Source organism: Pedobacter cryotolerans (genome assembly GCF_005116475.1).
Classification (GTDB): domain Bacteria; phylum Bacteroidota; class Bacteroidia; order Sphingobacteriales; family Sphingobacteriaceae; genus Pedobacter; species Pedobacter cryotolerans.
In genome coordinates this window covers 1-18,846 of the sequence record NZ_SWBO01000008.1, presented here as the reverse complement: position 1 = coordinate 18,846, position 18,846 = coordinate 1, and the positions used below count along the sequence as shown (strand labels likewise).

The 18,846-nt window shown below is 34.9% G+C and carries 12 protein-coding genes and 2 pseudogenes; 8 read left to right on the top strand and 6 right to left on the bottom strand.

Going from position 1 to position 18,846, the window contains the following annotated elements:
• The first annotated feature begins 1 nt into the window (after nt 1).
• From FA045_RS13540 to FA045_RS13510, 7 genes are all read left to right on the top strand, one after another.
• Nucleotides 2-1,414, top strand: a complete 1,413-nt coding sequence (locus FA045_RS13540; RefSeq protein WP_136877622.1) for a PKD domain-containing protein — start codon at nt 2-4, stop codon at nt 1,412-1,414.
• Nucleotides 1,415-1,469: 55 nt separating this feature from the next.
• Complete coding sequence (locus FA045_RS13535; protein ID WP_205943156.1) at nt 1,470-2,348, top strand: glycoside hydrolase family 16 protein; 879 nt, start codon at nt 1,470-1,472, stop codon at nt 2,346-2,348.
• A gap of 241 nt (nt 2,349-2,589) precedes the next feature.
• Nucleotides 2,590-4,206 (top strand): CTP synthase, encoded by a 1,617-nt coding sequence (locus tag FA045_RS13530; RefSeq protein WP_136877621.1) that lies wholly within the window; start codon nt 2,590-2,592, stop codon nt 4,204-4,206.
• Between the two features lie 21 nt (nt 4,207-4,227).
• Complete coding sequence (gene yidC / locus FA045_RS13525; protein WP_136877620.1) at nt 4,228-6,039, top strand: membrane protein insertase YidC; 1,812 nt, start codon at nt 4,228-4,230, stop codon at nt 6,037-6,039.
• A 398-nt stretch (nt 6,040-6,437) separates the two neighbouring features.
• Nucleotides 6,438-9,308 carry a S9 family peptidase gene (locus tag FA045_RS13520; RefSeq protein WP_136877619.1) on the top strand — a complete coding sequence of 957 codons (2,871 nt, stop codon included), beginning with the start codon at nt 6,438-6,440 and terminating at the stop codon, nt 9,306-9,308.
• Nucleotides 9,309-9,413: 105 nt separating this feature from the next.
• Complete coding sequence (locus FA045_RS13515; RefSeq protein WP_136877618.1) at nt 9,414-10,568, top strand: M14 family zinc carboxypeptidase; 1,155 nt, start codon at nt 9,414-9,416, stop codon at nt 10,566-10,568.
• Between the two features lie 34 nt (nt 10,569-10,602).
• Nucleotides 10,603-11,883 carry a nucleoside recognition domain-containing protein gene (locus tag FA045_RS13510; RefSeq protein ID WP_136877617.1) on the top strand — a complete coding sequence of 427 codons (1,281 nt, stop codon included), beginning with the start codon at nt 10,603-10,605 and terminating at the stop codon, nt 11,881-11,883.
• 399 nt (nt 11,884-12,282) lie between these two features.
• Here the strand turns inward: FA045_RS13510 and FA045_RS13505 are convergent, their stop codons facing one another.
• The 4 genes from FA045_RS13505 to FA045_RS13490 all read right to left on the bottom strand — a co-directional run bounded on the left by FA045_RS13505 (nt 12,283) and on the right by FA045_RS13490 (nt 17,749).
• Entirely contained in the window at nt 12,283-13,725 is a 1,443-nt protein-coding gene (locus FA045_RS13505) for a SusD/RagB family nutrient-binding outer membrane lipoprotein (protein WP_136877616.1), read from the bottom strand.
• Nucleotides 13,726-13,736: 11 nt separating this feature from the next.
• On the bottom strand, nt 13,737-16,853 hold the full coding sequence (locus FA045_RS13500) for a SusC/RagA family TonB-linked outer membrane protein (protein WP_136877615.1): 3,117 nt from the start codon (nt 16,851-16,853) through the stop codon (nt 13,737-13,739).
• Nucleotides 16,854-16,959: 106 nt separating this feature from the next.
• Nucleotides 16,960-17,151, bottom strand: coding sequence for a hypothetical protein (locus tag FA045_RS13495; RefSeq protein WP_136877614.1), 192 nt, complete (start codon nt 17,149-17,151; stop codon nt 16,960-16,962).
• Between the two features lie 154 nt (nt 17,152-17,305).
• Entirely contained in the window at nt 17,306-17,749 is a 444-nt protein-coding gene (locus tag FA045_RS13490) for a PaaI family thioesterase (protein ID WP_205943155.1), read from the bottom strand.
• Nucleotides 17,750-17,789: 40 nt separating this feature from the next.
• Between FA045_RS13490 and FA045_RS13485 the strand changes: the two genes are divergently transcribed.
• On the top strand, nt 17,790-18,191 hold the full coding sequence (locus tag FA045_RS13485) for an OsmC family protein (RefSeq protein WP_136877613.1): 402 nt from the start codon (nt 17,790-17,792) through the stop codon (nt 18,189-18,191).
• Between the two features lie 410 nt (nt 18,192-18,601).
• Here FA045_RS13485 and FA045_RS13480 read toward each other — a convergent pair.
• Nucleotides 18,602-18,781, bottom strand: a pseudogene (locus tag FA045_RS13480) (integrase core domain-containing protein); the annotation flags it as partial.
• Nucleotides 18,766-18,846: pseudogene (locus FA045_RS19205) on the bottom strand (integrase core domain-containing protein); the annotation flags it as partial. The pseudogenes FA045_RS13480 and FA045_RS19205, both read right to left, overlap by 16 nt.

Genomic DNA, 18,846 nt, shown 5'->3' with positions numbered 1-18,846 from the left:
AATGAAAACATTAAAAAGCACTATAAAAACATCAATCTGGGTAAGTTTAGGGTTGATGCTTACTTTGGGTTCTTGTAAAAAATCAGAAATTGGTGGCGAGATAGGAGCTACTCCTACTTCGGCTCAAGTTCAATTTACTGCAACCCCTACTTCAACAAATGCTAATATTATCCAATTTACCAATACATCACCTGGCTTTAAAGCCATCTGGGATTTTGGTAATGGCGCAACTGCCGAAGGTAGTACAGCTCAGGCATCTTATCCTTTAGCTGGTACATATACCGTTAAATTAACAATTGTAACTGATGGTGGTTATGCATCAAGTACCAAAACGGTAACTATTGCCACAACTAACCCAGCAATGTTAACTGATCCAGCTTTTAATTTATTATCTGGCGGATTAACAAATGCTACTGGTAAAACTTGGGTAATCGATCAAACACAAGTTGGCCATTTAGGTGTTGGTCCAATTGGCTCGCAATTTCCAGATTGGTACCAAGCAGGACCAAATGAAAAAGCAACCGATGGTTTTTACGATGATGAAATGACATTTAACATGAATGCATTGAAATACACGTATGCCAATAACGGTAATACATTTGCAAATGCATCAAATGCTGCTGGTATTGGTGGGCCAACTGGCGGAGGTGATCCATCTGTAGCCTATACGCCTGCAACTAACTTAACATGGTTAGTAACAGAAAATAACGGTGCAAAATATATTACCATCAGCAATAATGGCTTTATCGCTTATTATTTAGGCGTTTCTCAATATCAAATTTTAAGCTTAACAGCTGATGAAATGTGGTTGAGATGCTTAGACAAAGCAAATGCAGGTAACGCATGGTACTTAAAATTAATTAGAAAAGGTTATGTTAGACCAGTTGTGCCTCCTGTTCAAAAACCAATGCAAGCTGCAAATTTAACAGATGCTTTTACAGCAACTAACTCAGTAGCTTGGGGTGCAGAAAATATGGACTTCTCTAGAGGTTATACTAATCCTTTTAGAATTGGCATGAATACTTCAACAACTGTTGGATATTATGAAAAAAGATCTGGTAATGATGGTCAGTATGGAAATATGAACATTACCATGCCTTATCGATTTGATTTAACTGCTAAAAACAAAATCAGACTAAAAGTTTTTATTTCTGGAGCTAATGATTTTACTAAAGTTGAGCCAAAAGTTGCCATTAAACTTCAAAACTCATTATTAGGCGGTAACGCATGGCAAACTCAAATAGAAATCGCTAAAGTAATTGCAGTAAGTGAGCAAAATAAATGGATTCAACTAGAGTTCGATTTCTCAGCATCGGCTGCACAAACACTTTATGATAAAATTGTTATTCAATTAGGAGGCGAAGGACATCCACATCCAGGTATTTTCTATATTGATGATTTTGAATTTAATTAATATTTTAACACTCCTGTTTGGCTTAAATAACCAAACAGGAGCTAATTAAGCTACTATGAAATTTGATATAGTAAGAAAAGGTTATGCTTTAGTAGCCGTTGCAGCTGGATTTATAATGTCCTGTCAATCTTGTTCATCTGGCAAAGAAGATGAAGCAATTATTCTTCCGCCTACCCCTACTGTTATTGTAGATAAAAATTGGACTTTTGAAGCAAGTCCGTTTTGGGCTGATGAGTTTGAATATACAGGTTTACCTTTAGATACCAAATGGGATTACGATTTAGGCGGTTCTGGTTGGGGAAATAACGAAAAGCAATTGTACACCAACACATTATCAAATGTTGCCGTTGGCGGTGGATTACTTACCATTACGGCTAAAAAAGAAAATGTAAATGGTATGGCTTATACATCTACACGTTTAGTAACCAGAAACAAATTGGATGTATTGTATGGTAGAATTGAAGTAAAAGCAAAATTACCAACTGGCAGAGGCACATGGCCAGCAATTTGGATGTTACCAACTGATCGTACTTATGGCGATTGGCCAAAATCTGGTGAAATTGACATTATGGAACATGTGGGCTACGACCAAAATAAGGTTCATTTTAGTACACATACCGAAGCTTATTACTTTAAAATCAATACCGCAAAAACAAGTAGCAGAACAATTCCAGATGCGAGCACAGCGTTTCATTTGTACAGAGTAGATTGGACACCTTACGCCGTTAGAGGATATTTTGATAATGTGCTAGTATTTGAATTTGCTAACGAAGGAACAGGTTATAAAGTTTGGCCATTTGATAAAAGATTTCATGTTTTACTAAATCTAGCCGTAGGCGGAGATTGGGGTGGTGCACAAGGAATAGATGATAGTATTTTTCCACAGAAATTTGAGGTAGATTATGTTCGCTACTATAAAATGATTGAAAAGTAGAATTTAAGATATGATAATTAAATGCCTCGATCGGTAATTAGACTGCCCCTAAAAAGTTAGACACTATTTGGGGGCATTTTTTTTTAAAATTATTTAATAAAAACACTATACAATTGATTATCAATAAAATAATAATTTACACAATTAATATCCTTAAACCAGATATTTTCATACCTTTGTATCCCGTACAAAAACAATTAAAAAGGCCTTAAAACCTGCTTAATTTCACAAACTCACAAACATGACTAAGTATATTTTTGTTACGGGCGGTGTTACTTCCTCGTTAGGTAAGGGCATCATTTCCGCTTCATTAGCCAAACTTTTACAAGCGAGAGGTTATCGCGTAACCATCCAAAAATTTGATCCATATATCAATATAGATCCAGGAACTTTAAATCCTTATGAACATGGCGAATGCTTTGTTACCGAAGATGGTGCAGAAACAGATTTAGATTTAGGTCATTACGAGCGTTTTTTAAATACCCCAACTTCTCAGGCTAATAACATTACTACTGGTCGTATTTATCAAAATGTAATTAATAAAGAACGAGCTGGCGATTATTTAGGTAAAACCGTTCAAGTTGTACCTCATATAACCGACGAGATTAAACGCAATATGCGCATTTTGGGCGAAAGTGGCGATTATGATATCGTAATTACTGAAATTGGTGGTACAGTTGGCGATATCGAATCATTACCATTTGTAGAAGCCGTACGTCAGTTTAAATGGGAAGAAGGCGCTAATAATGCCATAGTTATTCACTTAACTTTAGTTCCTTATTTAGCTGCTGCAGGCGAGTTAAAAACTAAACCAACACAACATTCAGTAAAAGCATTGTTAGAATACGGCATCCAGCCTGATATTTTGGTATGCCGTACAGAACATCACATCAGTGCAGATATCCGTAAAAAAATAGCTTTATTCTGTAATGTAAACGTTAATGCAGTAATCGAATCAATCGATGCTTCATCAATTTATAGCGTTCCATTATTGATGATGAAAGAACAGTTAGATAAAACTGTTTTAGCAAAGCTGAAGTTACCTTCTAAAAACGAGCCTGACATGGAAAGCTGGAAAGATTTCTTAGGTCGTTTAAAAAATCCAACTGCTGATGTAAGAATAGGTTTAGTTGGTAAATATGTAGAATTACCTGATGCTTACAAATCAATTACCGAGTCATTCATCCACGCAGGTGCGAAAAACGAATGTAAAGTTCGTGTAGAATATATCCCATCAGAAAGCATTTATGACGATAATGTAAAAGAAAAATTAGCTCATTTACATGGCGTTTTAGTAGCACCAGGTTTTGGTAGCAGAGGTATTGAAGGTAAAATTACTGCCATTAAATATGTACGTGAAAATGAAATTCCATTCTTTGGTATTTGTTTAGGGATGCAATGTGCGGTTATAGAGTACGGAAGAAATGTATTAGGTTTAAAAAATGCCAACACCACCGAAATCGATGAAAATGCCGAACATCCGGTAATTAACATGATGGAAGAACAAAAAAGCATTACTTTAAAAGGCGGTACCATGCGTTTAGGTTCATATCCATGTGATATTAAAAAGGGAACTAAAGCATTTTCGGCTTACGGTAAACAACATATAAACGAGCGACATAGACACCGTTATGAATTTAACAACAGCTATTTAAAGCAATATGAGGATGCCGGAATGACTGCTTCGGGTATCAATCCAAACAGTAATTTAGTAGAAATTATTGAGCTTAAAAACCATCCATTTTTTGTTGGTGGACAATTTCATCCAGAATTAAAGTCAACTGTTGCAAATCCTCACCCACTTTTTGTTAAATTTGTTGCCGCTGCAATGGATCATGCCAAAAAGAAAACAATTTAATACAACGTTTAAAACAATATAATGGATAGAAATACATTTACAGGGCTCTTCCTAATTATGGTAATTATAGGAGCTTCTGTTTTTTTTATGAAGCCAAATGAGGCTGATATTAAAAAAGAAAGAGAAAGAATTACCGCCGACTCGCTAAGCAAAATTAAAGCTTCTCAAACTACTGCTAATGTAGCAGCAGTTAAACCGGCAGAAACTATTAAAATTGATACCGCTGCATTAAGTGGACCATTTGGCGCAAACTTAAACGGAACGGCACAAACAACCGTTGTAGAAAACGATATCCTAAAATTAACTTTTACTAATTTAGGTGGTAAAATTTTATCAGTTGAATTAAAAAAAGAAACTACCTACAATAACAAACCTGTTATTTTATTTAACGGTAACGAAAATAAATTTGGTTTAAATATTAATATTGATGGTAAGCTTGTAAACACAAATAATTTATATTTTACTACTGCTAATAAAACTGCAAATAGCATTAGTATGCGTGCAAATTATAGCGCTGATAAATATATTGAGTTTGTTTATGATGTAAAACCAAATAGCAACAATGTTGGCTTTAACATTAATTTAAATGGTTTAAATAAAATTGTTCAAGGTAATAATGTTTCTTTAAACTGGGAAACAACTTTACTTAAGCAAGAAAAAGACACCAAAAAAGAACAAGAACATTCATCTCCTTATTATAAATACATTGATGAAAACCCAGATCATATTGGTATGGGAGCTGATGAAAAAGAAGAATTAAAAGAAGGTAAAATTGAATGGTTCTCTTTTAAACAACAATTCTTTTCTGCAGTATTGGTTCCTCAAGTTCCATTTGAGAAAGGCGATTTAGAGGTTAAAATATTGACTGATACTGGCAAAGTAAAATGGTATGGTGCAAATATGCAAATGCCATTTAATCAATTGGCTGCTCAAAGCTATGCCATGAAATTTTATTTTGGCGACAACAAATTCGACAACCTGAAAGCGCAAGGTCAGGAAATTGAAAAACAAGTTGACATGGGTTACTGGCCTTTAAAGTACATTAACCGATTTGTTGTTTTACCAGTGTTTCAGTTTTTAGAAAGTTTTGGTTGGGGTTACGGCTTAATTATTTTGGTATTAACTGTTTTACTAAAATTAGCCATGTCGCCGTTAACTTACAAATCGTACATTTCGATGGCTAAAATGAGAATTTTAAAGCCGGAGATGGACGAAATTAAAGCTAAAGTTGGTGAAGATAATGCTACACTTTTACAACAAGAATATCTAAAACTTTATAAAAAAGTAGGCGTAAATCCATTGGGTGGTTGTTTGCCAATGTTGCTGCAGTTACCATTTGTAATGGCATTCTTCTTCTTCTTCCCTAACTTGTTCGAGTTAAGAGGCGAAAGTTTCTTGTGGATGAAAGATTTATCTACTTATGATGATTTCATTAAGTTTGGCTTTACCATTCCTTTTATTGGCGATCACTTGAGTTTAATGTGTATTTTAATGACGATTTCAACATTAATTTATACGTATTTTAATAACCAGATTTCTGGTGCAACTGGCCAAATGAAATACATTGGTTACATAATGCCCATTATCTTTTTAGGTGTATTAAATAGCTATCCATCAGGCTTAAACTACTATTATTTCTTAGCGAATATGTTTACGTTTTTACAACAATATTTGATTAGAATGATGGTTAATGACGATAAAATTCACGCAATTTTGCAAGAAAACAAGGCTAAACCACAGAGTGAAAAGAAGAAATCTAAATTTCAAGCTCGTTTAGACGATTACATGAGAACACAGGCTCAAGCAAAAACGCAAGAGAAAAAAGGTAAATAAGTTAGCAGTTATCAGTTAATAATTTTCAGTTTTGGGAGCTTAACTGCCAACTGAAAACTGAAATAAGCCGCAGAAGCGCAGATTTAAGCTGTACTTCTGCGGTTTTTTTATGCATTTTGCAATTTTGCATAGTAGCACAATATGAAGTGAATTAAACTGGATTGTAGCGGCATCTTTTTTGTGATGCTGAGTGCCTGCCTGCGATAGGTAGGTAGTCGAAGCACAAAAAAATACAGCGAAAAGCCAGACTGTCTTTAATCATGGTAGAGAAACTGCTTTTCTAATCCTTTTAAAAGCTTTATTTTGTAAAATTTGCCGTACACATACGTTATTGTCCATAAAATTTGCAATTTTTATACTTCAATAACATCAGAACCACAAACAACCCTTATTAAATCATGCAAAAAAAACTAACATTACTATTTTTATTGTTTGCAAGTGTAGCTTATGCTCAAAAAAAACCAATTGATCATAGCGTTTACGACAATTGGGAATCTGTAGGAATAAAACAAGCATCAAACGATGGAAGCTGGTCGGCTTTTAGTATTAATAAACAGGAAGGCGATGGCAGTTTATATTTCCAACAGAATCTAAGTACTCAAAAAATTACAGTACCAAGAGGTACCGGAACTGGAGGTTTTGGCGGCGGATCATCCTTATTTAGTGCGGATAGCAAATTTGCGGCTTTTACCATAAAACCTTTGTACAAAGATGTTAGACAGGCAAAAATTAAAAAGAAAAAGCCAGATGAAATGACCAAAGATACTTTGGGAATTGCAAACCTAACTACGCTAGCGGTGACTAAAATACCTAGAGTAAAATCTTATAAATTTCCTGAAAATGGTGCTGCAATTTTAGCTTATCTATTAGAAAAGCCATTAGATACCAGCAAAAAAGCAAAACCTACTGCAACGCCAGCAAGCAAAAATGATAGTGATTTATTTTTTGCTGATGAAGATGCTGGTGTAAGCGCTAGTAAAGAAGGAACAGATTTGGTGGTAAAAAACCTGAATGCTGGAACCGAACGAATTTTTAAATTTGTAACTGATTTTGCATTTAGTAAAGATGGCAAGCAATTGGTTTTTGCAAGTTCAGGTTCTGCAAAAGATAAAGCTGCACCTAAAGGTGTTTTCTTACTAAACAATACCACTGGCGTTTTAAAAACTTTGGTTAAAACTAAAGGCAATTTTAAGAGTTTTGTTTTTGATGAAGAAAGTGAACATTTAGCTTTTTTGGGAGAAATTGGTCCAGATAAACAAGAAATTAAAGATTATAATTTATACTACAACTCTCCTACTTTAGATACTGCGCAAATTTTAGTTGATGCAGATATGACCGGGATGCCGGATAAATTTGGAGTAAGTGGCGAAGGAAGAGTTACATTTAGCAAGGATGGTGAGAAATTATTTTTTGGAATAGCACCAATTAAACTTCCTAAAGACACTACTATTGTAGATTTCGAAAACGCCAAATTAGATGTTTGGGGATATAAAGATGATTATTTACAGCCAATGCAATTGAAAAATGCAGATAGAGAATCTAAAAGAAGTTATTTAACCGCAATTGATATTTACAGCACAGACCCGAAAATTGTACCACTAACCGATGCTAAACTACCTGAAGCAACGATGATTAATGAAGGTAATGCGGCGTATGTTTTAGCCTCTACAGATTTTGGCAATCGGATTGCTTCTCAATGGACAGGTGGTACTGTTCGCGATTATTACTTAGTAGATGTTAAAACTGGAGCTCGTAAAAAAATAATTGAAGGTTTAGATGGTAATGCATCAGCATCGCCAAATGGCAATTACATTATTTATTATAACGATAAAGACATGACTTGGAACACTTACCAAGTTGCTACTGGTAAAAAAACAGTGTTAAATACAGGCATGTCGGTTAAGTTTTACAACGAGGAAAATGATGTACCTGCTTTGCCTAATAGTTATGGCATAGCTGGATGGTCTGAAGATGACAAAGAAGTCTATTTATACGATAAATTCGATATTTGGGAGTTTACACCAGATGGAAAATCGGCACCAAAAAACTTTACAAATGGTTTTGGTAGAAGCAACAACTTAACTTTTAGAGTGGCAAGAACAAATCCTGACGCTAGATTTTTTACTAAAAAGGATGTTTTGTGGTTAAATACTTTTAACAACGAAACCAAACAAAATGGTTTTTATCGCAAAGCGGCCAATAGTAGCAAAGCACCAGAATTGGTAATTATGGCTCCGTTCTCTTATTCTAACTTGGTAAAGGCTAAAAATGCTGATGTATACATTTTTGATAAAGGAAATTATACAAACTCGCCTGATGTTTATGTTTCTAAAGATGGATTAAAAACAGCTGCTAAATTAAGTAATACCAATCCACAACAAGATTTGTACAATTGGGGTACTGCAGAATTGGTAAAATGGACAACACCAAAAGGATATAAATCTGAAGGAATTTTGTATAAGCCAGAAAACTTCGATCCGAATAAAAAATATCCAATGATTGTTTATTTCTACGAAAAACTTTCTGATGGGTTATATAGTTATCAAGCTCCGGCTCCTACTCCATCTCGTTTAAATATCCCCTATTTTGTAAGTAACGGCTATTTAGTTTTCGCACCAGATATTAGTTACGAAACTGGTTACCCAGGCAAATCTGCCGAAGAATTTATCAATTCTGGAGTTGAAAGCTTAAAGAAAAACGCTTGGGTTGATGGAACAAAAATAGGTATCCAAGGGCAAAGTTGGGGCGGTTACCAAGTGGCTCATTTAATTACCAGGACAAACATGTATGCGGCAGCTTGGGCAGGTGCTCCAGTTGTAAACATGACCTCTGCTTATGGTGGTATCCGTTGGGAAAGCGGTATGAACCGTCAGTTTCAATACGAAAAAACACAAAGTAGAATTGGCGCAACCTTGTGGGAAAAACCAGAATTATACATCGAAAACTCTCCATTATTCAGCTTTCCTAAAGTAAACACACCTGTTGTGGTTATGGCGAATGATGCCGATGGAGCTGTGCCTTGGTACCAAGGTATAGAAATGTTTACTGGTTTAAAACGTTTAGGCAAACCAGTTTGGTTGTTAAATTATAATAACGAAGCACACAATTTAGTACAACGCCAAAACAGAAAAGATATTCAAATTAGAGAGCAACAATTTTTTGATTACTATTTAAAAGGTGCAAAAGCTCCTGTTTGGATGGTTGGAGGAATACCTGCTACCGAAAAAGGAAAAACATGGGGCTTTGAATTAACTGACGAAAAACCTTAGTCAGTTTTCAGTTGGCAATTAGCAACATTTAAATCGTCATTGCGAGGATAGAAAAGATTACTTCATCTACTCGCAATGGCGATTTTTCTTTAAATTTGATTTCAAATGAATATCCAAACAATTTTCAGCAATTACACATCCTTCCAAGAAAGAGCATTAACCAATCGCTTTTTTAAACACAAAGATATAGTAGAATTATTAAGCTTATTACCTGATGCTTTTGAAGTTACTGAATTAGGAAAATCGGTAAAAGGAAAAAGTATTAACGCAGTTAAATGGGGAAAAGGTAAAACAAAAATCATGTTGTGGAGCCAAATGCATGGCGATGAAGCTACAGGTACTATGGCACTTTTTGATTTGTTTAACTTTTTGCAGCAGGATAATGAAACTGTACAATTGCTAATTGATAACTGCCAACTTTACATCATGCCGATGGTTAATCCTGATGGTGCAGCAATTTTTACCAGAAGAAATAGTCAGCAAATAGATATCAATCGTGATTTTTTGAATGAAGTAACACCTGAAGCAAAAATACTGAAACAATACAGGGCACAAATTAATCCAGATTTTGGATTTAACCTGCATGACCAAACTACTTTGTGGAGTGTTGATGAAACCTTAAAACCTGCAACACTTTCTTTTTTAGCACCAGCGATAGATAAACAGCTTAGTATTGATCAAACTCGCCAAAACGCAATGTTGGTAATTGCTGATATGTTTAAGGATTTACATGAAATTTTACCAGAACACATCGGTTTATTTGATGATGAATTTGAACCAAGGGCATTTGGAGATAATTTCCAAAAAGCTGGTACTTCAACAATTTTAATTGAAGCTGGTGGATACAAAAATGATCATGAAAAACAAGAAATTAGAAAGTATTACTTCGCTTCCATCCTATCGGGATTAATGTCAATAGCTACTAAAACTTACCAAATACAAAAACTAGAGAACTACTTCGCAATTCCTAAAAACAACAAGCAAATTTTTCATTATTTAATCCACAATGTGATACTAGATGGAATTGAAGTAAGCGTTGGCATCAATTACGAAGAATGTGCCACCCTCGATTGTTTAAGCACTACAAAAACATATACCATAGAAGATATTGGAGATTTAAGCTTTTGTGATGCCTACCAAACGCTTTCGAGCGAAAAATATCGAATTGAAGGACAAATACAACTATTTAAAAATGCTAATTTCAAATTATTTGATGAAGAGAAGTTGATTTTATGCTTCGAAAACGGAGAATTGATTTAAAATTTTTATACATTCAACATCTAAACATAAATTAATGGCATTAAGTAGAATTTGGTCGGGTTTTATTATCATCGCAATTGTAGTTGCTGGTGTAAAATGTTTCTTTTTCGGGCAAAGCGAAATTTTTAGCTGGATGGTGGTTGGCAAAGCCGACGATCCTACAAATCTCACAAAAGTAAATGGTATTATAGAAACCTGCTGGACCTCAGTTGAGCTGTGTTTAAAATTGATTGGTATTTTAGCCCTTTTTATGGGTTTTATGAGCATTGCAGAAAGAGCCGGTGGTATTCGATTGTTATCAAGAATAGTTGGACCATTTTTTTCTAAACTTTTTCCAGAAATCCCTAAAGGTCACCCATCTATGGGGCACATGATCATGAATTTTTCTGCCAATTTACTGGGTTTAGATAACGCTGCAACACCTTTTGGACTTAAGGCCATGGAAAGTTTGCAAGAACTTAATCCAAATAAAGAAACTGCAAGCAATTCGCAATTGATGTTTTTATGCTTACATGCAGCCGGCTTAAGTTTAATTCCGGTAAGTGTAATTGCCATTCGTGCATCACAAAACGCAACTGACCCTACAGACATTTTTATCCCTTGTTTAATTGTAACCTTTGTTGGTACAATGGCAGCTATGTTAATTGTTTCATTTAAACAAAAAATCAATCTTTTTCAACCTGTAATTATCGGTTGGATAGCTAGTATTTCTGCAATAATAGCACTTTTAGTATTATATGTTACTTCGCTAAACGCCGAAGGCATTACTTCCTTCTCGGGCATTTTAAGCAATGGATTAATATTATTGGTTTTTTTACTGATTGTTTTAGGAGGAATTTATAAAAAGATAGATGTTTTTGATGCCTTTATTGATGGTGCAAAAAACGGATTTGAAACTGCCGTAAAAATTATTCCTTATTTAGTGGGTATGTTGGTTGCCATTAGCATGTTACGTACCAGTGGAACATTTGATGTAGTAATTGCAGGTATTAAAAGTTTGTTTGTATTATTAGGCTCAGATACCCGATTTGTTGAAGCCTTGCCAACTGCTTTAATTAGGCCGTTGAGCGGCGGTGCAGCTAGAGGTATGATGGTTGATACCATGACCGCTTATGGAGCTGATTCATTTGCCAGTAAACTTTCTGGAGTTTTTCAAGGAGCATCTGATACTACCTTTTATGTTATTGCAGTTTACTTTGGTTCGGTAAGTATTAAAAACACAAGATACGCTGTTGGAGCAATGCTATTGGCAGATTTGGTGGGGGTTTGTACCGCTATTGGTTTGGCTTATTTGTTTTTTGGTAATAGTTTGTAGTCTAAATACTTAAGTTACTTCAATATTGGTTTTACTTAGCAGGACAACACTAGTTAAAAATGCAGTTATTGTATAATTACTAACATTAGTCTGCTAATGCGCTACTCCAGATAAATCCAGATCCGCGTATGTCAGGTTTAGTTTACGCAGTTAATTGGCAATTGTTTAGGTTTTACCTGCACAGTCTTTCAATATAGCCCTGTAACGACATCCTTTTTTGATGTCATCCTGATGTGTGCCGATTTTTCATCCTGAGCTTGTCGAAGGATGATCAAAAAAGATAAAATGGAAAGCAGGAACAAAGTAAATAGAAAGCAAAAGCCTTGCGCTTCAAAAAAAATCCCGCTCTAAAAAATTAGAACGGGATTTGAAAACTGTTAATTGAAAACTGCTAACTGGTTATGGTTTATCCCACCATAAATTAACATCTAAATTAACTGCCGCCGGAACATTTGCACCATTTTTAGTAGTCTCACCTGATGGATAAGCAACCCTCCTAATAAAAGTAGAAAGTGCTGCATTTGCTGGTAAAGTGAAATCTTTATATTGGTAGTTATTTCTTCTTGCGTCATTCCATGCTTCAGGATTTAGATAAGTAGCTACATATTTTTCTTTAAAAATTAGTGCCTTGGTTAAACCACCTGCACCAACAGCCACTGCAGGATTAGCTAAATATGCTGCCTTATCTACTGCAGGAACTTGCAACCTATCCATATTAGCACCGATACCAGCCAAATAAGCTGTGTATGCACGAGTTGGATTGGTTGCCAATGCAGCTTCGGCTTCGATAAACTTTAACTCGGCAAAGGTAACCAACAACAATGGAGCGGTATCACTTGTCCATGGCGAACTAATAGCAATATAGTTTTCATCCTTTACGGTATTATTATTAGGCGGATTACTACGGTTACCTGCACCGTTAACCGTACCAATATAAGCTGGGTAAGTTGGGTTACTGGGTACCGAAGTTGGATCTGTTATTTTACGAATGCGTGGATCGAAAATACCATAAGTTGTACCATTTAGATGATCAATTAGCTGCTCCGACAACCAACCACCCAAAGTTAAACTTGCATTGTTACGTGCAACCGTTGCCCAATTGTTTCTCAAAACAAATGCAGCCATTCCAGCATCATCAGCGTTTGATGTATAAGAACTAGTAACAGCGGCAAGTACATTTGTTGGATTGTAGGCTGCTTTTTTGCTGATTTTATTTAATGCTCTTGCTTTTAAAGCATAAGCAGTTTTTAACCATTTAGTCCTGTCCCCAGCGTGTATTAAATCACTAGCTGCAGCTAATTTTATAGTAGCAGTAGTTTTTGTTAATTCTACAATTGCCTCATCTAATAAAGAGTTTATAGTATTATAATTCTGTTCTTCCGTATCATATTTAGGTGTTAGAGTTGTAGGTACAAAAGCATCAGAATATGGGGCAGCACCCCATAAATCAGTCACCAAATTAAGATTGTAAGCCAATAATACATTTGCTACACCAATATACTCGCTTGAACCTTGTGCAACTGCGATAGTTCTTAAATCTTTTGTATCTGCCATGGCAAAATACAAAGCATCCCAAGTACCAGTGTAATCTACAATCTGATAAGTATCTCCGGCTGCAGAAGCGACTGGATTAGCCGTATACTGCACAAAATTATTTGTAATACTGGCCACATTAAAACTATTGATACCAGCTTTACTTGTTGCGGTACTTAATAGTGATGGTAATGATGGATTGCTAACCTGATTTGGGTTTACATTTTGATCGAAGTAATCTTTACATGAATGTAATGAAAAGACCGAAATCAAAAGGGTAAACATTATTAATTTTTGATATTTTTTCATGTCTTATATAATTAGAAACCAACATTTAATGAGAAAAGGAATGTTCTAGCACCTGGGTATGTGAAACCTGCAAAACCATCAACATTACTACCGCTATTTGTTGAGCTTGATTCTGGATCTAAGCCATAAAACGGAGTATACAAAATAATGTTGTTTGCAGTAGCTGATACCGAGGCACGTTTTATAACTTTGCTTGGTAACCATTTAGTTGGTAAGGTATAAGATAAATCTATCGTTCTCAATTTTACAAAAGAAGCATCTTGAACAAAGTTTTCTGAAACTGTTCTGTAAGAGTTACGGTAATAACCTTCAGTATAATTTACACCATCTGGTCCAACACCTTGGCCTAACCATACATTTTTTGTATTTGGTGATCCATTAGCCAATACACCATCAAACACTCTAAAATCACGTCTATCAGCAGTGTAATCTGCAATACCAAAGGCAGCATAAAAGTTTTCTAACTGATTGTACTTTTCAAGTCCGAACCTTGCATCAATAATTGTGGTTAAGGCAAAGTTTTTGTATTTAAACGTATTTGTAATACCACCTATCCAATCTGGTTGTGAGTTACCTAGTAATTTCTGACTAGCTAAAGGTGCTCTAACAGGAAAGCCATTAGCATCAATTACAATTGGACGAGATTTATCTGTACGTAATGGATCTTGCGCATCAGTACCATAATATCTTAAGTAATGCGTACCATATAAATTACCATAAGCCTCTCCTGGAATTAATTTCATGGTAACAGTAGCACCAGAATAGCCTGATTGAGAAGAATATACAATCTCATTTAAACCTTCTTTAATGCTCAAAATTTTATTTCTGTTGGCAGAGAAGTTTAAACTGGTTTCCCAAGTAAAGTTTTTGCTTTGAATTGGTGTACCTCTTAACAAAAGTTCGATACCTCTATTTCTCATGCTACCAGAATTTATACTGGCTGTAACATAACCAGTACTAGATGAAATATTGGCATTAATGATTTGATCTTTACTAATTGAATTATAGAAAGTAAAATCTAAACCAATTCTGCTTTTAAAAAATGACATTTCTAAACCAGCCTCGAACGTATTGGTAAACTCAGGAACCAAACCTGGATCACCCAAATTTGATGCTCTGGTAAAACCAGTACCACCAGCAGGCAAGCCTATATAAGGTGCATATCCTGTAGAGGTTGAATATTCCCCAGCATCTTTACCAATTTGTGCGTAAGAAAATCTTGCTTTACCGAAATTAATTACACTTGGTAGTTTAAAATGATCACTAAATACATAACTCACACTTGCAGAAGGATATATAAATGAATTATTTTGATCTGCTAATGTAGAAGTGATATCATTTCTACCAGTAAATGTTAAGAAAAGATAGTTTTTGTAGTCAATTGAAGCCTCTCCAAAAATACCCATCAATCTGTAGGTTCTTTGAGAAGGTGTAGTTGGGGTTATAATCCTCGCGTTAGAAAGTGTAAACCAATCTGGTATAGTTAAAACAGTTCCTATAACACCAACATTCTTAATTTTTCTATCGTAAAGTTCATGTCCAAGTCTAAAAGTTGCATTAAAATCGCTACCAATTTTAGTTTTAGCTGAAGCCACAAAAGTAGAATTAATAGCTCTAAAATTTGTGTTATACTCGCCAATAAAACCATCTGCGTTATCATACAAGCGCTCTCCAACTATACCTGTTGGGCCTGGTGCTGTTCTAATTCTATTATCTGAATAAGTATCAAAACCTAATCTATAATCGAAACTTAACCAAGTTGTAGGGGCATAATTAAATGCAGTACCGCCAATAAAGCGGTTTACATCATCAACCATTTTATTGGTTGCAGCTCCAAAAATAGGGTTATTAGTACCTCTCCACAACTGAGTACCATCTGGATTTAGGTAATCTTTTACATCCCATCTTCCAGAAAAATAAGATAAACTTTCTCCAAATCTATCGGCATTATATCTATCTCCGCCAGATTTTGTAAAACTCATGTTAACGGAAGTTTTAAATTTCTCGCTAATCTTAAAATCAGTATTTAAACGGCCATTGTAGCTTTTAAAACTAGTAAATGGTAACATCCCTTCTTGATCAGTATAGCCGAAAGATGAGAATACGTTTACTTTTTCGGTACCACCAGATAAAGTTAAAACATTTCTAGTCTGATGACCTGTTCTGTAAGCTCTTTCATAATTATCAAAAATCTCATCTGGATGAGTTGGGTCAATTAATTTCGCTTCAGCTATAGTAGGTCCGAATGCTGGGCCTAGTCCAATTGGTACATAAGCACCTAAAATACCTGCTGTATAGATTTTTTGAATTTCTGGTTTTTTATTGATGTTTTCTATACCATAAGTTGAACTAAAATTAACATCAAATTTACCTGATTTTCCTTTTTTAGTTGTGATAACCACTACACCATTAGAACCTCGTAAACCATAAAGTGCAGTTGCTGCACCACCTTTTAAAACACTGATAGTTTCAATATCTTCTGGATTTACATCAGTTGCTCTGTTGCTCATGTTACGTAAATCGGCTCCAGCCCCAAAAGTTGAAGTTGAATTGTCGATTAATATTCCATCGATAACAAATAATGGATCATTTGGTTTGTTAGGGTCAATTGAGTTAATACCTCTAATTCTGATTGTTGAACCCTGACCTGGAGCACCTCCTGTGCTTGAAATCTGTGCACCAGCTACCTTACCTTGCAAAGCATTTAACACATTGGTTTGCTTGTTAACGTTCAGTTCTTGAGCAGTTACGGTTTGAGCAGAATATGCCAAAGCTTTTCTTTCACGTGTAATACCGAATGCAGTAGTAACTGTTACACTTTCCAAGGTTTGAGAACTAGCTATCAGGCTTACATTGATTTCTGCTCTTGAACCAATTGCAATTTCTTGAGTAATATAACCCAAATATTTAAAAGTTAATGTCGTACCATTTGCTGGCACGTTAATGGTATAATTACCATCATTTAGCGAGGTTGTTCCCGATGAAGAGCCATTTACGAGCACACTTACACCAGGAATTGGATTTCCATCTGCCGCATCTGTAACCTTACCCTTTATTACTCTTTGGGCAAAAGTTAAATTAGCAAACAGCAAAAACCCTAATAAGAATAAGATAGATTTTCTGTTCATAGTCTGTGAATTAAGTTTAAGTTGTTTGAAATTTACAAAAAAATAACAAACATCAAACTAATTCAACAGAAATAGCATTAAAATTTATAAAATTTGAGCAACAATTTTAAGAAACAGTATATTGTTGTTCTTGGTTATGGTTAAGTGTGCCAATTATCTGATCTAACACCGTAGGATCTAAATTTGTAAACTTTGAGGAACACCATTTGTGCTTCTTTTCATCAAGCCACACACAAAATGAGTGACAATCTTCTAAAATTACAGCGTAGGTAATGTGAAAATCATCATGAATTCTCATACAAAATCCTTTAAAGGTTTTGCCTTTAACATCAAACTGGAGGTTTAAATAATCATTCAACATGGCACATTTGGTTTTAGGGTGATGTAATAACAAACCTACTAACCAATTGTTTAAGTGAAATTAAAATAATATTAAATAATTGTTTTATTCTTTAACCCACATTGAGCATATTCGAATAGCCTTTAGCAATTAATCGGTTTTTTGATGGTAAAAATATTTCGCATTGCAAATTAATGATAGTTCTACCTTGTTTTACTACTGTTGTTTTTGCAGTAATTATATCACCTACTTTCGCAGGGGCAAAGTAATCGATATTGTTATTTACAGTTGTAAATCGATGTTGAAGACCCAAAATAAAAACCGTTGCACCAATTAAATCGTCAATAATACCTGCAGTAATGCCGCCATGCAAAATACCGTAAGGGTTGGTCATTTCTTCTCTAATTACATAACTACAATGCAAGCTTCCCTTTTCTGCATTAATTAATGTGGGCTTTAGCCAATTCATGAAAGGAGATGGAGAGTTTGTAATTTCTTTACCTGTTAACGATTGGAAATTAGTTAATCGTTGTTGTGCTTCGTTATGTTCTTCCATTTTATGTTATGTTTATGGTAAATTTAATATTTATATCATTATGAGCAATTCAGTCATCACCGCTATTACAGAGTTAGATCAATCTCGTTATAAAACAAAAGTTTTTTCTGATGGACATTTAGTTTATGCAGATGAGCCAGAAAGTTTAGGTGGCACAAATGAGGGCATGACGCCTGGAGCTTTATTGTTGGCAAGTTTGGGTAGTTGCACAGCCATAACCATTAGAATGTATGCCGATAGAAAAGAGATACCACTTGAAACCATAAAAGTTGATTTAGCTATTTGCAAAGAAGAAGAAATGAGTAAAGAAACTACCATTACTAGAAAAATTGAATTTACTGGAGACATTACACAAGAACAAAGGGAAAGGTTAATGGTTATTGCAGACAAATGTCCTATTCACAAGCTATTAACCAATCCGATTAAAATCACAACAACTTAGCCGCTGTTTATACATGGTTTCTTAGATACATAAACTGAAGTTGAGCCGTACAAGTGATATCATAATATTTTGTCAGTCTGAGCCTGTCGAAGACCTTCCCAAATATCTTAAAAAAATATTATTCCTCGACAAGCACCATTGACGTTATTGGTTAAGTAACTGAAAATCAATTTTTTTTATAAAAAGATATAAGCTCCTTGTTTTGTCATTCCCTGCCTGCCAGCAGGCAGGCAACTTTGGAGGAATCTCATGGTTGGAATACAAAATTCGAGATCCTTCGCTGCGCTCTGGATGACAAAACGAGCTAAGTTAACGTCATTTATATTGATTTTTATGAAATAAATTACCCCTCAGTCTTGTAAAGGTTTAATAATTCGGTAACAGATTTTGGGTTTTTGAGTAGCATTAATTTAGTTGTTATTTTCGTTATTCCCGCTTAGTTTTGCCATCTCTGCTGGAGTTTTGCCATTGATGCCCTGATGCGGTCTTTGCTGATTATAGTATAGCATGTATTGCATCAGTTCATCTTTTAGTTCTTCTATTGTATCGAAGTCCGTTTCTTCTATCAGATCTTCCTTCAGTGTTCTCCAGAACCGCTCTACCTTTCCATTGGTCTGTGGCCTATAGGGTCTTGTGTACCTGTGTACAATATCAA

Coding starts and splice junctions, on each gene's coding strand:
- FA045_RS13540 (WP_136877622.1), top strand. CDS start 2: ATGAAAACATTAAAAAGCACTATAAAAACATCAATCTGGGTAAGTTTA.
- FA045_RS13535 (WP_205943156.1), top strand. CDS start 1,470: ATGAAATTTGATATAGTAAGAAAAGGTTATGCTTTAGTAGCCGTTGCA.
- FA045_RS13530 (WP_136877621.1), top strand. CDS start 2,590: ATGACTAAGTATATTTTTGTTACGGGCGGTGTTACTTCCTCGTTAGGT.
- yidC (WP_136877620.1), top strand. CDS start 4,228: ATGGATAGAAATACATTTACAGGGCTCTTCCTAATTATGGTAATTATA.
- FA045_RS13520 (WP_136877619.1), top strand. CDS start 6,438: ATGCAAAAAAAACTAACATTACTATTTTTATTGTTTGCAAGTGTAGCT.
- FA045_RS13515 (WP_136877618.1), top strand. CDS start 9,414: ATGAATATCCAAACAATTTTCAGCAATTACACATCCTTCCAAGAAAGA.
- FA045_RS13510 (WP_136877617.1), top strand. CDS start 10,603: ATGGCATTAAGTAGAATTTGGTCGGGTTTTATTATCATCGCAATTGTA.
- FA045_RS13505 (WP_136877616.1), bottom strand. CDS start 13,725: ATGAAAAAATATCAAAAATTAATAATGTTTACCCTTTTGATTTCGGTC.
- FA045_RS13500 (WP_136877615.1), bottom strand. CDS start 16,853: ATGAACAGAAAATCTATCTTATTCTTATTAGGGTTTTTGCTGTTTGCT.
- FA045_RS13495 (WP_136877614.1), bottom strand. CDS start 17,151: ATGAGAATTCATGATGATTTTCACATTACCTACGCTGTAATTTTAGAA.
- FA045_RS13490 (WP_205943155.1), bottom strand. CDS start 17,749: ATGGAAGAACATAACGAAGCACAACAACGATTAACTAATTTCCAATCG.
- FA045_RS13485 (WP_136877613.1), top strand. CDS start 17,790: ATGAGCAATTCAGTCATCACCGCTATTACAGAGTTAGATCAATCTCGT.